Genomic DNA, 13,921 nt, shown 5'->3' with positions numbered 1-13,921 from the left:
GGGTGCGTCCCACGACCGCACGATGCGCGTGGGACGCACCCCAAGGTCGTAATCTGTGCCCTGATCAGTCCGCATATCCCCTCCGGGCCGGAGAAAGGTGAGTTGTGAGCGTCGAGGACTTCTCCGCCGTTCAGCCTCTGCTGGAGGAGCACACCGCGATCGAGCAGGATATGGCCGACCCCGCCACCGCCTCCGACCCCGGAGCCATGCGCCGCCTGGGTCGCCGCTATGCCGAGCTGGGCCGCATAGTAGAGGCGTACCGCGCCTGGAGTGCCGCTGCCGCGGACCTGGCCGACGCCGTCGAGCTGGCTCGCGATGACGCGGACTTCGCTGCCGAGCTGCCTGCACTGCGCCAGGCCGAGCGGGACGCCGCCGCGCGCCTGCGGGAGGTGCTCGCCCCGCACGACCCAGACGACGCCCGTGACGTCATCATCGAGGTCAAGGCCGGCGAGGGCGGGGAGGAGTCCGCTCTGTTCGCCTCCGACCTGGCCCGCATGTACACCCGCTACGCTGAGCGCATGGGTTGGGCGGTGGAGGTTATGGACGCCACCGACTCCGAGCTCGGCGGCTACAAGGATGTGCGCCTGGCTATCAAGGCGAAGAGCGCCGTCGAGCCGGCCGACGGCGTGTGGGCGCACCTGAAGTACGAGGCGGGCGTGCACCGGGTACAGCGCGTACCCGTCACGGAGAGCCAGGGCCGCATCCACACCTCCGCCGCCGGCGTACTGGTGATGCCGGAGGCTGACGACCCCGGGGAACTGGAGATCGACGCCGCCGACCTGCGTATCGACGTGTTCCGCTCCTCCGGGCCCGGCGGGCAGTCCGTCAACACCACCGACTCCGCCGTGCGCATCACCCACCTGCCCACCGGGATCGTCGTGTCCATGCAGAACGAGAAGTCCCAGTTGCAGAACAAGGAGGCGGCCCTGCGGGTGCTGCGGGCGCGGCTGCTTGCCGAGCGTGCCGCCGCGCAGGCCGCCGAGGCCGCTGCCACCCGCCGCTCCCAGGTCCGCACGGTCGACCGCTCCGAGCGCATCCGCACCTACAACTTCCCTGAGAACCGCATCGCCGACCACCGCACCGGCTATAAGGCCTACAACCTCGATGCCGTGCTCGACGGCGACCTGGGTCCGGTCATCGACTCGGCCATCGCCATGGATGAGGCCGAGCGCCTGGCCGCCGCCGGCGAGCAGCCGTGAGTGCACTCGACCGCTACGCGCTGCGGCGTACGGTGCGCGAGGCAGGACAGGCCCTGGTCCGCGCCGGGGTGGCCTCGCCGGAGGTTGACGCCCGGCTGCTGGCCGAGCACCTGCTGGGCGGGCCGGTGCTGCTCGCCGACGGCGCCCCGGAGGACTTCGCCGCCGCGTACGCGCAGCTCGTGGAGCGACGCGCCGCCCGCGAGCCACTGCAGCACATCTTGGGCGTGATGTGGTTCCGGGGACTGGAGCTGACCGCCCGGCCCGGTGTGTTCATCGTCCGCCCTGAGACGGAGGTGGTCGCCGGGGCGGCCATTGATGCCGCAAGGGCGATCGCGCCGGGGGAGGAGGCCGGCGTCGTCGACCTGTGCACCGGGTCGGGTGCTATTGCCGCCGCTGTGGCCCGGGAGGTGCTCACAGCTCGCGTGTGGGCGGTTGAAATAGCCTCCGACGCCGTCGCCCTGGCGCGGGAGAACTGCGAGCGTCTGGCGCCGGGCAGGGTGGAGGTGATCCACGGCGATGCCACTGATCCGGCCGTGCTGGCCGAAATGGACGGGCGAGCCGATGTGGTTGTCTCCAACCCGCCGTACGTGCCCGCCGGGGCGGTGGAGGACACCGAGACGGCTGAATACGATCCCCACGTCGCCCTTTACGGCGGGGGAGAGGACGGCCTGGAGACTCCGGTCGCCGTCGTCGCCCGGGCCGCTGCCCTGCTGCGTCCGGGCGGGGTGCTGATCATGGAGCACGACCCCGGGCAGTCCGCGCCGCTGCGGGCCGCCGCCCGAGAGACCGGATTCGCCGCGGCCACCACCGGAGTAGACCTGACCGGGCGGGAACGCTTCCTGCGGGCAGTACGGTAGGTCGACCGGTCGCAAGCGTTGCGGCTCGGCTCAGGGGAGCCCTGCCAGACCCCGTCTCGTGGGACCTGGAACCGCCGCTCGGCTTACGGCACGATTCTGCGTGCCGGCAGGCAGAACCGTCTTCGCCACGGTCACCCGAGCCGGTAACGCCACGCGGCCGGGGCTCACCCGGCCCGAACCACAAGTGCAGGAAAGAGCACCCCTTATGACCACCATCCTCGCCATTGGAGCCACCGGACAGGTCGGACGCGTCGTCGTCGACGAGGCGTTGCAGCGCGGCGTGGGGGTCCGGGCCCTCACCCGTAACGCCGCCCGCGGCCGCCGCTCCCTGGCCGACGGCGCCGAGATCGTCGAGGCGGCCGCCACCGACACGGAGGCGCTGCGCCCACTGCTGCAGGATGTCGACGCCGTCGTACTCACACACGGTACCGACAACGACGGTAAGGGCGGCGCTACCTTCTACGACGTGGTTCGCGCCGTCATCGACGCCCTGGGGGACGGCCCAACCCACATCAGCCTGATGACCACCATGAACGCCTCCCACTCCGCCCGCGCCGGAGCCAGCAGCTACGGGTTCGTGGAGTGGAAGCGCCGTGCCGAGCGGCTCGTGCGCGCCTCCGGCCACCCCTACACCATCGTGCGCCCCGGCTGGTTCGACCACCAGGGCCCCGCCGACCGCCAGATCGACCTCAAGCAGGGCGACCTGGTCACCGGGCAGCCCGGAGTCGACCGGCGCCACATCGCCCAGGTACTCCTGGAGGGCGCCCTCAACCCCTCCGGCGCGCGCCGCACCGTGGAGGTATTCAGCAAAGCCGGTACCCCCGTCACCGACTTCGAGGCCCTGTTCGCCGCGACGCGTGCGGATGAGGAAGGTGTGATCGACGGCGTGCTCGACACTAACAACGTGCCGCTGGCCAGCGAGCCGCAGCGCGTCCAGGACGACCTCGCCCGACTTGGCAAGTGATGGGGCTAAGAGAGGCACTCATCAAAGCGGTTCCGCCCCGCAGCATCGTCGCAGGCGTACCGGCGCGAGTAATCCGCGAGAAGTAGCCGCACTGCCGGACGGCACAGACGCACGGACTCAATCCGAACCACCCTGAGAAAGTGAGAACACTGATGCCTACCGAACTCGAGCACAAGGACGCCATCCGCGAGGTCATCGACCGCTTCTCCAACCTGGAGGTAGACGTCGCGGAGCAGTCCAAGCTGTTCACCCCGGACACGCACGTCGTGGTCTACACCGCCGATGGCTCGAAGATGATGGAATTCGATGGCGCCGACCAGCTCGTCGAGCTCTTCGGAGCCGCCATGGCCGGCGTCAAGACCTCCTTCCACATCAACGGCCAGCAGGTCATCACGCTCGACGGCGACACCGCCACCGACGTCCACTACGGCCAGGCCCTGCTCGTCCAGGAGCAGGACGGCAGGGACGTGCTCCTGTCCCACTCCATCCGCTACATCGACACCCTGGTCCTGCGTGACGGCAACTGGCGTATCAGCCGCCGCGAGCAGCACTTCGTGATCTCCGAGACGCGCGACTACTGACGCGCACTCCTTGATGCGTTGACGGCTGAGCCCGCCTCCCGATTGCGGGGGCGGGCTCAACCGTAGCTTTGGCTAAAAGACGGTGGTGCGCGCTCCTTCAATTCAAGACTGCTCGCTTGGTGGGCTGCGCTAGGGCGGGGTTACCGGTTCTTCCGGTGTGGGGGTGTGCGCGGTGGGGCGAGATACTGCCTGACTATCCGTCACCGAAACACGCCAAGAAACTTGACCAAGCCCGAGAGCCACCAAGGGGTGATTGTCATGATTCGGGACAAACGGGTTCGGCGGCGCCGGCGGCCGCGAGCGAAACGTTGGAATCATGCGGGCGCCGAACCACGCTCGGCGGGTGTTAAGGCTCGTTTGTCCCGACTGGTGACACTCTCCGTCACAATCCACAGCGATTTGCGGGCCGATGGCAAGCCGGTTGTTTCCAGCACGCCTGCAGACAGCCCGGCATCCTACCCACATGTTGTCCCGCCATCCCTCCGCACCCGAAAACAGGAAGAGGCTGTCAGCTACGCCGGTTGGGCGTTAACAACGCTACTTAACGTTTAGCTGTATACCTCAGAGCCCTTCAGCAGACCGTTAACAGGCGTTGTTAACCCCGAAATGGCGTAGCAGATGGCCCCACCGTCGGCCCTTGGAAGGCACAGGCAGTCAACCCCGGCGCGGTGAACTGACCCGGCTACGGACGGCGGTGGGAAATGTCCGAGATCGGCATAAAGGACTCTGAGACGGCGAGTGTTACCTGGCAGATCGTTGATATTCCGCGCTTTCGTCGGCTGCGATGCCGCCGAGCGGCGGCGTTTATGCCGATCTCGGACAGTTACGGGGAGTGGCGTAGTCTCCCCAGGCGGAAGTTAGGTATTCTCCAAAGCCCGAGCCGCTCCTCGTAGCCAATCTCAGTCGATGGCTCCATCAGAGGGTAATAACGCCTCATTCTGTGGTAGCAGCGTCGGCGCCTTCTGCGTAGCGGCCTCGGCCGCATCCCATAGGTAAGCCGCGTTGTCACCGCACATATAGGTCCTCTGCCGTGGCCAGAACCGACTCCCGGAAGTAGGGGTTACGAAGAGAATCTGTGGTCACTAGGTCTACGGAGCGGCCCGTCGCCCGCTCCAAGGCCTCCTACAGGCCAAAGAAATCGTCGAAGTGGCTGCCTCGGCGTCCACAGCTCTTGCAGGCCGACCTGAAGCAGACGGCGGAACACATCATCGTGGCCAGGTCGGGGTCCGCAAGGACTTCCGCGATCAGCATGGATACGGCAGGCTTGCTGGTGGGGCGTCGTGGGTGGATCTTCCTAGTGAATCTTGGTCGAGAATCTGGGCTCCCACGATGCCCCACCCGCAGCGCCTACGACGCCGCTGGAGGGACCCCCGCGCGAATTGCCACCACACAACGAGACTCACCACCTGTGCCTAGCGTTGTCGTGCGAATAACATAACGATAGTCTTGACTTAAGGGTGCATTTTTGTTTAACTGATTGCTGAATGTAGTCAGATGTGCACCAAAGGTGTGATGTATTGTGGGGGCAGTTACGGTGTCTTCGCTGCTTAAGCAGGCGTTAGAGAGCAATATTGGAAGGCGGTTGTTGTGGCAATTGCCGCATTTGTTGGTTGTGGCGTGTTTTTGTGTCCAGCGTCCTGTGTTGACTATTGCGTCTGATGTGTTGGAGTGGGCCGGATTTTCTGCGTTGCGTGTTTCGGAAGTTGCGAGTTGGGTTGCTGGGCGAGCTTATGTTCTCGGCGCTCTGGCGTTTGTTGTTTTGGTACTCGTTGCGTTACTTTGGTCGGTTGAGGGTGTTTCCACGGAAAGGCTTCTTGTAATTCTTAGCTGTGCCACGCTGCTGTTGTGGCAGGCTGCAGGCGCGCCTTGGCCTGCGGTTGTCGTTGTTGCTGCTCGGGTAATTATTACTTGGCTGTATTCGCGTTTGACGCGCGATGAGTCTCATTTTGCAATTACTGTAATTGGGTTGATGACTGTTATCGGGTCGCCAGTATTTACCTTTATGTCTTTGGTCTCGCCTGGTGACAGCGGTCATAGTCGTGAAATCGCTGTGCGCTTGAGTGGGCCGGTACGGGTGCAGCAAGTCCCGCTTGAAGCGCCATAGGGGGCTTTGGTTGTAAGTGTGCGTGCCCGTGTTGCTAATTCTGTCTATCTCAGCTCCAGCGGGGGGTGTGGATCGGTGGCAAATATTGATCTCGCGGCGAGCGGCGTGTTGTGAAACGTCGTCACTTCAACGGCTCGCAATTTTAATGTCGGTCGGTCCGTTCGTTCGTCATCGATTTCGAGAATCGGTCACGGCGCACCCGGCGATCTGCATGTGGTGGACCGGGCGTGGGATGATGATTCGTGTGTTTCGGTGGTCGTTCGTGTGGTTATGGTCGAGGGCCGGTCCAAGCATGCCTTCAAGCATTGGCTCTAGGACCTGCCCGAGACGCTCCGGGCTCTTCCGGTTTGAGGGTGTGGTGGTTCCGGCCGGGGGCTGCGGCGTGGGGGTGATGAGGTAGGTTTCGGGCTGATATGGACATGTTCAGGCTGACGAGGTCGTGCTCGACCGGCGCAGGTCGTTGTCGGGTGGGCGGGGACGTCGTTAGTCGGGCGGGGGCGCTCTCGCCGTTGGCGGGGCGGTCGTCGCCGACGCGGGATACACCTCCAGGACGCGGACAACCCGCGTCCTGGAACAACCGACCAGGCGATCCGGGCTGGCTCTTCGTGCTTGTGGGTGTGGCGGCTGGCGTGTTGCGGGGTGAGGGATCTGGTGAGCCTGCCGGTTCACCACGCCGCACTCGTCTGTTGGCAGCCCCGGCGTCCGGAGGTGGGTTCATCTGCAACGCCACTTCGGGGTTAACAACGCCTGTTAACGGTCTGCTGAAGGGCTGTGGGGCATACAGTAGACCGTTAAGTAGCGTTGTTAACGCCCAACCGGCGCAACAGACGCTTCAGCCCGACTCAACCACCACACCCATGAACCGGAAGAGCCGCGTTGGGCGGGAAGCGGAGGCTGGGAGCCGCCGCGGTGCGCGCCGTCTCGAGTCGACCGTCTAGGCTTGGCCCCGAGATGAACGACGCGATGAACTCCCTCTTCGGTGCACTGCCCATGCCCGGTTCCGGCTCGGAGACCACGCCTCCGCCGGAGGCCGCCCTGCCCTCGCTCGACCCGGCCGGCGCCGGCTGGGATGACGAGAGCTGGGCCGCCGTCGAGCCTCCGGACGAGGAGGACCTGGCCGCCTACGACCCCGCGGAGGAGACCTCCGTCCCGTCCGCCGCCGGCGCGGCCGCCGTCGCCCCCACCTGGGAGGAGCGCCAGGCGGAGGTCTCGGCTCTTGTCGCCCGCGCTCAGGCCAACGCCGCGGCCGCCCGGACCCGCGCCGGCGTCGACGCCGAGGGCGCGGCGGACCGGACGGTCGGCCCCGGCGCCCTGCGCGGCTACGGCATCACCACCGATCCCGCCGAGTTGCTCACCGGCCTCAACCCCGCTCAGGAGCAGGCAGTCACGCACGCCGGCTCCCCGTTGCTGATCATCGCCGGCGCCGGCAGTGGCAAGACCCGGGTACTGACCCACCGCATCGCCTACCTGCTGGCCACCGGCCGGGCCCGCCCCGGCGAGATCCTCGCCATCACCTTCACCAACAAGGCCGCCGCAGAAATGCGCGAGCGCGTGGCCGGCCTGGTGGGGCCGGCGGGGGAACGCATGTGGGTGTCCACCTTCCACTCCGCCTGCGTGCGCATCCTGCGCCGCGAGCACGAGGCCGCCGGGCTGCGCTCCACGTTCTCCATCTACGACGCCGCCGACTCCACCCGCCTGATCACCCTGATCGTGCGCGAGCTCGGCATCGACCCCAAGCGCTTCACCCCCAAGACCTTCGCCGCCCGCATCTCGGATCTGAAGAACGAGCTGATCACCCCGGCGGAGTTCGCCGAGCGCGCCGTGACCTCCAACCCCTTCGAACGGCACCTGACCGAGGTCTACAGCGCCTACGCGCGGCGCCTGCGGGCCGCCAACGCACTGGACTTCGACGACCTGATCATGCGCACGGTCCAGCTGCTGCAGGCCAAGCCGGCGGTGGCGGAGATGTACCGGCGCCGCTTCCGCCACGTGCTAGTCGACGAGTACCAGGACACCAACCACGCCCAGTACGTGCTGGTGCGCGAACTGGTGGGCGGGTCCGGCACCTCCGGCGCCGACTCGCCCGTCCCGCCCGGGGAGCTGACGGTGGTGGGCGACTCCGACCAGTCCATCTACGCCTTCCGTGGCGCCACCATCCGCAACATCGAGGAGTTCGAGCAGGACTACCCCAGTGCGCGCACGATCCTGCTGGAGCAGAACTACCGCTCCACCCAGAACATCCTGTCCGCCGCCAACTCCGTGATCGCCCGCAACACCGGGCGGCGGGAGAAGAACCTGTGGACCGCCTCCGGCGACGGCCCCAAGATCATCGGCTACGTGGCCGACTCTGAGCACGACGAGGCCCGGTGGATCAGCTCCGAAATCGACCGCCTGGCTGACGAGTGCGGTATCCGCCCCCGTGACGTCGCCATCTTCTACCGCACCAACGCCCAGTCCCGGGCTCTGGAGGAGGCCTTCGTCCGCTCCGGCCAGCCCTACAAGGTGGTCGGCGGCACCCGCTTCTACGAACGGCGCGAGGTCAAGGACGCCATCGCCTACCTGCGCGCCGTCGACAACCCCGACGACGACGTCTCCATCCGCCGCGTCCTGAACGTCCCCAAGCGCGGCCTGGGAGACAAGGCGGAGGCCGCCCTGGCCGAGCATGCCGCCCGCTACGCCGTCTCTTTCGGTACCGCCGTGGCCGACGCCGCCAGCGCCCCCCGCCCGGGGGAGGGCGAGGGCGCGGAGCCGCCCGCCGTCGTCGGGCTGACCACGCGCGCCACCCGGCAGGTGACGGGCTTCCACGAGCTGCTCACCTCCCTGCGGCACGGCCGCGACGCTGGCGACGGCGTGGCCGACATCCTCGACGCCGCCCTGGACGCCTCCGGCTACCTGGCGGAGCTGCGCGCCAGCGACGACCCGCAGGACGCCAGCCGCGTGGAGAACCTGGCCGAGCTGCACGCCGTCGCCTCCGACTTCCAGGCCGCAAACCCCGACGGCACGCTTGCCGACTTCCTCGAGCGGGTGTCGCTGGTGGCCGACTCCGACCAGCTGCCCCCGAGCGCCGATGCCGCCGACCAGGCCGAGGCCCAGGCCCGCGAGCAGGGGCAGGTCACCTTGATGACAGTGCACACCGCCAAGGGGCTGGAGTTCCCGGTCGTATTCGTAACCGGACTGGAGGACGGCACCTTCCCGCACTCGCGCTCACTGGCGGAGGAGACTGAGCTGGCTGAGGAGCGGCGCCTGGCCTACGTGGCCGTTACCCGCGCCCGTGAGCGCCTGTACCTGACCCGTGCCGCAGTGCGCTCCGCCTGGGGCAGTGCCACCGCCATGCCCCCCTCCCGCTTCCTCGACGACGTCCCCGAAGACACGATCGAGTGGAAGCGCATCGCCTCCTCCATGGATGCCCTGCGCGGCGGCGGCACCGGCTGGGGCGCCTCCTGGGACGAGGGCGGCTTCGGTACGCGCCGCGGTAACGGGCGCGGCAGCGAGGAGGCCCACGACGACGACGGCGACGGCGACTTCGCCCCCGCCATTGGCTCCGGCCGCCGCACCCGCACCGGCAAGCTGGGGCGGGTGGAGACTCCCAAGGACCGGGCAGAGGCCCGACGTGCCAAGCGCCTGGCGGCGCGCGGCAAGCCGGTGCGCCTGGGCACGTCCCAGTCCGGGGCGGAGTCCGCGGAGGCCGCCCTGCCCGCGGCCGTGGCCGGGTTGCGGGCCGGGGACCGGGTACGTCACAAGACCTACGGGGAGGGCAGCGTCATCGCTATCGAGGGCACAGGCCGCTCCACGGTCGCCCGCGTGGAGTTCATGATCGACGGGGCCCGGGCGACCAAGCGCCTAGTGCTGCGCCTGGCACCCGTCGAAAAGGTCTAAGCGGCGGTCCTCCCGTCCGGTGACATGCCGCCCGGCGGAGCCTCTGGCGGAGGTCCGTGATGCTAGGGTGATCGGGTTCACCCGGAGCGCGGCCGTGGCGAGAACTCCCCCGGCGGATTCGGTGCTGAGACAGATCCGAGCTGGAGCCCCACTTAGGAGTTTCTGTGGCCTCATGGAGTGATTCCTGCATCTGGTGGCACGTCTACCCGCTGGGCTTCACCGGCGCGCCGATCCGGCCCACGCAGGCCGAGCGGGCACTCACCCCGCGTCTGGACGCCCTGGAGCCGTGGCTGGACTACCTGATCGAGCTGGGAGCCAACGGCCTGGCCCTGGGGCCGATCTTCACCTCCGAGACCCACGGCTATGACACGGTCGACTTTTACTCCATCGACCCGCGCCTAGGGGATGACGCCGCTTTCGACCGGCTGATCGCCGCCTGCCGGCGGCGCGGCATCAACGTCATGCTCGACGGCGTGTTCAACCACGTCGGCACCGGCCACCCCCGCTTCCGTGCCGCCCTGGCCGAGGACGCGGCGTCCCAGGAACTGTTCCGCCTGGAGCACACCGACGCCGGCGTGGTGCACCAGGACTTCGAGGGGCACCGCGGCCTGGCCGCCCTCAACCACGACTCTGACGCCGTAGTCGAGCTGGTGGCCGACGTGATGCGCCACTGGCTGCGCCGCGGGGCCATGGCCTGGCGGCTGGACGCCGCCTACGCCGTGCCGCCGGAGTTCTGGGCCCGGGTGCTGCCGCGCGTGCGCGAGGAATTCCCCGAGGCCTGGTTCATGGGCGAGGTGATCCACGGCGAGTACGCCGAGATCGTGGCCCGCTCCGGCATGGACTCGGTGACCCAGTACGAGCTGTGGAAGGCGATCTGGAGCTCACTGCTGGATGAGAACTTCTTCGAGCTCGACTGGTGCCTTAAACGCCACAACGAGCTGCTTGCCGCCTTCACGCCCCTGACCTTCGTCGGCAACCACGACGTCACCCGCATCGCCAGCAAGATCGGTGACGCCAAGGCCGCCCTGGCTGTGGTGCTGCTGTTGACAGTCGGCGGCATCCCGTCGATCTACTACGGGGATGAGCAGGCCTTCCGTGGCGAGAAAACCGAGCGCCTCGGCGGCGACGATGAGGTGCGTCCGGTCTTCCCCTCCGGCCCTGAACAGCTCTCAGCCCTGGGCGCGCCGATGCTGTGCCTGCACCAGGACCTGATTGCGCTGCGCCGTCGTAACCCGTGGCTGACCACGGCCACCACCGTGACCCGTCACCTCGACAACCGCGCCTACAGCTACGAGACGGTGGGCCCCGGCGGGCAGCGCCTCGCCGTCGAGCTGCGCCTGGAACCAACTCCGGGAGCCGTGGTGACCGCCCCCGACGGGCAGGTGCTGCGGGTTGGTGAACAGGCATGAGCAATGGCTTGGTACGGGGCGGGCACTGGCACTGACCGCGGTATTTTTCGGAGCGGCGCATATCACCAACACGGAGGCGAGTGCTTTCGGCGCCGTGGCGATCATGCTAGAGGTGGGCATCCTGCTGGGCGCCTGCTACCTGGTCACGCGCCGCCGTGGGCTGCTGCGCCGCCCGCGCGCAGGCGCAAAGACTCAGCGCCGTAGCGCAGAGGGGTTAGCGGCTTTTCCGGCCGGTGGGTGTCGGGCTGAGGAGGGGCGGCTGGCATGCCGGTCCCGGTGCCTGTTGAGACGGAGTGTCCAAATCGATGACAAGCACCGTCCATAACCCGTGAGAGCCGATGCAGCGCCCGCACGATTCCAACGTTTTGTTAGCGGCTGCTGTTGCCTCCAACCCCGTTTGTCATCGATTTGGACACCTCAGCCCGGCTCAGGCTTCGGCAGCCGCCCGCGCGGCGGGCGTGGTGGCCGCCATGCGCAGCACGTGCAGCGCTGTCTGTTGCAGCTCCCCCAGCGTGAGGTGCTCGCCGCTGGCGTCGTCCGGGGAGTATCCAGCCAGTACGGCGTCGTCATGGCCGTCCGCACGGGTGGATGACCAGGTGACGCCGCCGGGCATGAGCACGTCCACGCCCGCGCGCACCCGGGTGGCGGAGTCCTTCAGCTGCGGGAAGAGCGGGTCCGGCGCGTAGCGCATCCACCAGTCGGTCATCACATTGCCCTGGTAGTCCCACTCGCCGCGCAGGATGGTGGTGACCAGGTCGTAGTTGTAGTGGGCCCACTGGCTGTTGATCTTGTTGTAAGAGGTCATGATGTTGAGCGGGTCCGACTCCTGCACACAGATGCGGAAGCCGCGCAGGTAGATCTCCCGCAGCGCCCGCACGGACACGCGCGAGTCGTTGTAGATGCGGTTGGTCTCCTGGTTGTTGGCCGCGAAGTGCTTGGGGCAGGCCGACACCCCCTGTGACTGGATGCCGCGCACGACGGCGGCCGCCGCCAGCCCGGTCAGCAGCGGGTCTTCCGAGTAGTACTCGAAGTTGCGCCCGCACAGCGGGTCGCGGTGGATATTCATGCCCGGCGCCAGCAGCACGTCCGAGCCCTTGCGGAGCATCTCCTGCCCGTGCAGGGCGGCCAGCTCCTCCAGCAGTGGTGCATCCCAGGTGGAGGCCAGGGCGGTGCCGCAGGGCAGCAGGCTGGCATAGGCGGACACTCGGATCCCCGACGGGCCGTCGGTGGTGATTACCGGGGGAATACCGAGTTCTCGCAGGTGCTCGGTCAGCCCGCCGAAGGCGCCGGCATTGCCGGGTGCGCCCAGCGGGGAGTTCATCTCCACATCCCCGTAGGCCAGCTGCGCCAGGTCCTCCACACCCAGCTGAGCCACGAAGTCCTCCATGGTGGCGCGCCCGGCTACCACGTCCGCGAACCGGATGCCGACGTCGCCCGTGGGCGCAATGGCCTGTGGCAGGCGCGCCAGGATGCGCTCGCGCAGATCGACGGTGGACGTGGGTACGGCCTCCCAGCCGACCTGCGCCCGGCCGTCCGCGTCGCGTGTCACAGTCATGCGGTCGAAGGGAGCGTCGGGGGAGGGGGCGAGCGCCTCCTGTAGCTGCTCGACCACCTCGGTCTCCTCCACGACTACGGCGCCGACCTCGATGGTCTGCCGCACCGAGGTGCCCACGTGCACCGGGTAGGTGCCCGCCTCCACCACCCAGGCGTGGGCGTGACCGGTCCGGCCGTCGTCGTCGAAAGCGGCCAGGCGCTCGCGCGGGAAGGAGAGCGTCACCTCCTGGGCCTCGCCCGGGGCAATCATGCCGGTGCGGGTGAAGGCGACCAGTTCCCGGGACGGGCGCGGCAGCGCCGCCTCGGCGGGCGCGCCCCGGTACGCCTGAATTACGGTCGACCCGGGGCGCGGACCGCTATTTTGCACCTGCACGCGTACGGTGACGTCGCCATCGCGGGTGGGGGAGGCATCCTCCAGGCGGGCTCCGGACAGTGCGAAAGAGGTGTAGCCCAGGCCGTGCCCGAAGGGGAACAGCACCTTCTCGGGGGCGAAGGTCTCGAAGTAGCGGTAGCCGACGAACACGTCCTCGGCGTAGTTGTTGAACTCCTCATTCCCGAAGTTCGCAGCCGACGGATAGTCCGTGTAGGTGCGGGCGATGGTGTCGGTCAGGCGCCCGCCCGGCTCCGTGGCCCCGGTGAGCACGTCGGCGACCGCACGGCCGCCCTCCATACCGCCGGGCCAGGCCAGCAGCAGGGCGGACACACCCAGTTCCTCGGCCCAGGACAGGTCCATGACATTGCCGGAGTTGACAATCACCACCGTGCTCTCGAAGTGCCCGGTGACGCGCTCCAGCAGGGTGCGTTCGGTGTCAGTGAGGTAGTAGCCGCCCGGCTCTAGCACATTCTCCCGGTCCTCACCCGCGGCCCTGCCGATCACGACGACGGCGGTGCGGGCCCGGGAGGCGGCCGCAGCGACCAGCTCCTGGCCCGCCTCCATCTCCGGGTAGAAGCGCGGCCAATTGCCCCACTCCTCGGTGGGCGGCTCCTGCGCGTTGCACCACTGCCGGTAGGTGGAGGCCAGCTCCGCGTCGACGCTGACTCCGCGCTCAACCAGGCTGCCGAGCAGATTGGTGGTGTATACGGGGTTGACGTCACCGCCGGAGCCATAGCCGACGGCGAACCAGTCGATTTGCACACGCCCGAAAACCGCTACCGGCTCGGCAGGGGACAGGGGCAGCACGCCGTCGTTGGTGAGCAGGACGGTGCCCTCGGCGGCGGCCCTGCGGGCCAGCTCGGCCAGGCGGGGGTCATAGTAGCGGTCGGAGTCGTGGTCGGCGGCAGCGGAGGTGTTCAGGTTCTGGGCGACCTCGCTGGTGGTGTTGGTGGTCATGGCTGATCGTCTCCGTAAAAGTACATGCAGGTCGTGTGGGACAGCGG

General features: G+C 68.0%; 9 protein-coding genes. 8 read left to right on the top strand and 1 reads right to left on the bottom strand.

The features are described 5' to 3' along the window. The first annotated feature begins 104 nt into the window (after positions 1–104). The 8 genes from prfA (at position 105) to GZ998_RS13505 (ending at position 11,315) form a co-directional block, all read left to right on the top strand. Positions 105–1,199, top strand: a complete 1,095-nt coding sequence (gene prfA, locus GZ998_RS10165) for a peptide chain release factor 1 (protein WP_219109767.1) — start codon at positions 105–107, stop codon at positions 1,197–1,199. Next, positions 1,196–2,056, top strand: a complete 861-nt coding sequence (prmC, locus tag GZ998_RS10160; protein ID WP_219109766.1) for a peptide chain release factor N(5)-glutamine methyltransferase — start codon at positions 1,196–1,198, stop codon at positions 2,054–2,056. Before prfA ends, prmC begins: the two co-directional genes overlap by 4 nt. 205 nt (positions 2,057–2,261) lie before the next feature. Beyond that, positions 2,262–3,020: an NAD(P)H-binding protein gene (locus GZ998_RS10155; protein WP_219109765.1), complete on the top strand. Its 759-nt coding sequence runs from the start codon at positions 2,262–2,264 to the stop codon at positions 3,018–3,020. Between the two features lie 152 nt (positions 3,021–3,172). Beyond that, complete coding sequence (locus GZ998_RS10150) at positions 3,173–3,601, top strand: nuclear transport factor 2 family protein (RefSeq protein ID WP_161923841.1); 429 nt, start codon at positions 3,173–3,175, stop codon at positions 3,599–3,601. A gap of 1,534 nt (positions 3,602–5,135) precedes the next feature. Continuing rightward, a complete protein-coding gene (locus tag GZ998_RS10145; RefSeq protein ID WP_219109764.1) occupies positions 5,136–5,705 on the top strand; it encodes a hypothetical protein in 570 nt (189 codons plus the stop codon). 951 nt (positions 5,706–6,656) lie between these two features. After that, on the top strand, positions 6,657–9,581 hold the full coding sequence (locus GZ998_RS10140) for a UvrD-helicase domain-containing protein (RefSeq protein WP_219109763.1): 2,925 nt from the start codon (positions 6,657–6,659) through the stop codon (positions 9,579–9,581). Positions 9,582–9,745: 164 nt separating this feature from the next. Further along, positions 9,746–10,990, top strand: coding sequence for an alpha-amylase family protein (locus tag GZ998_RS10135; protein WP_308807214.1), 1,245 nt, complete (start codon positions 9,746–9,748; stop codon positions 10,988–10,990). Continuing rightward, positions 10,977–11,315, top strand: coding sequence for a hypothetical protein (locus GZ998_RS13505; protein ID WP_374939202.1), 339 nt, complete (start codon positions 10,977–10,979; stop codon positions 11,313–11,315). The genes GZ998_RS10135 and GZ998_RS13505 overlap by 14 nt, the downstream gene beginning before the upstream one ends. 102 nt (positions 11,316–11,417) lie before the next feature. Here GZ998_RS13505 and GZ998_RS10130 read toward each other — a convergent pair whose 3' ends face one another. Further along, positions 11,418–13,874, bottom strand: coding sequence for a glycoside hydrolase family 3 C-terminal domain-containing protein (locus GZ998_RS10130; RefSeq protein WP_219109762.1), 2,457 nt, complete (start codon positions 13,872–13,874; stop codon positions 11,418–11,420). Positions 13,875–13,921 lie beyond the last annotated feature (47 nt).

It is taken from the genome of Actinomyces sp. 594 (genome assembly GCF_019325145.1).
Classification (GTDB): Bacteria; Actinomycetota; Actinomycetes; order Actinomycetales; family Actinomycetaceae; genus Actinomyces.
Note: the sequence above shows the minus strand (reverse complement) of the source record. Positions and strands in the feature narration are given on the sequence as shown.

What these genes read in the sequence shown, in the direction of transcription:
- GZ998_RS10155 (WP_219109765.1), top strand. Translation starts at nt 2,262, where the DNA reads ATGACCACCATCCTCGCCATTGGAGCCACCGGACAGGTCGGACGCGTC.
- GZ998_RS10150 (WP_161923841.1), top strand. Translation starts at nt 3,173, where the DNA reads ATGCCTACCGAACTCGAGCACAAGGACGCCATCCGCGAGGTCATCGAC.
- GZ998_RS10140 (WP_219109763.1), top strand. Translation starts at nt 6,657, where the DNA reads ATGAACGACGCGATGAACTCCCTCTTCGGTGCACTGCCCATGCCCGGT.
- GZ998_RS10130 (WP_219109762.1), bottom strand. Translation starts at nt 13,874, where the DNA reads ATGACCACCAACACCACCAGCGAGGTCGCCCAGAACCTGAACACCTCC.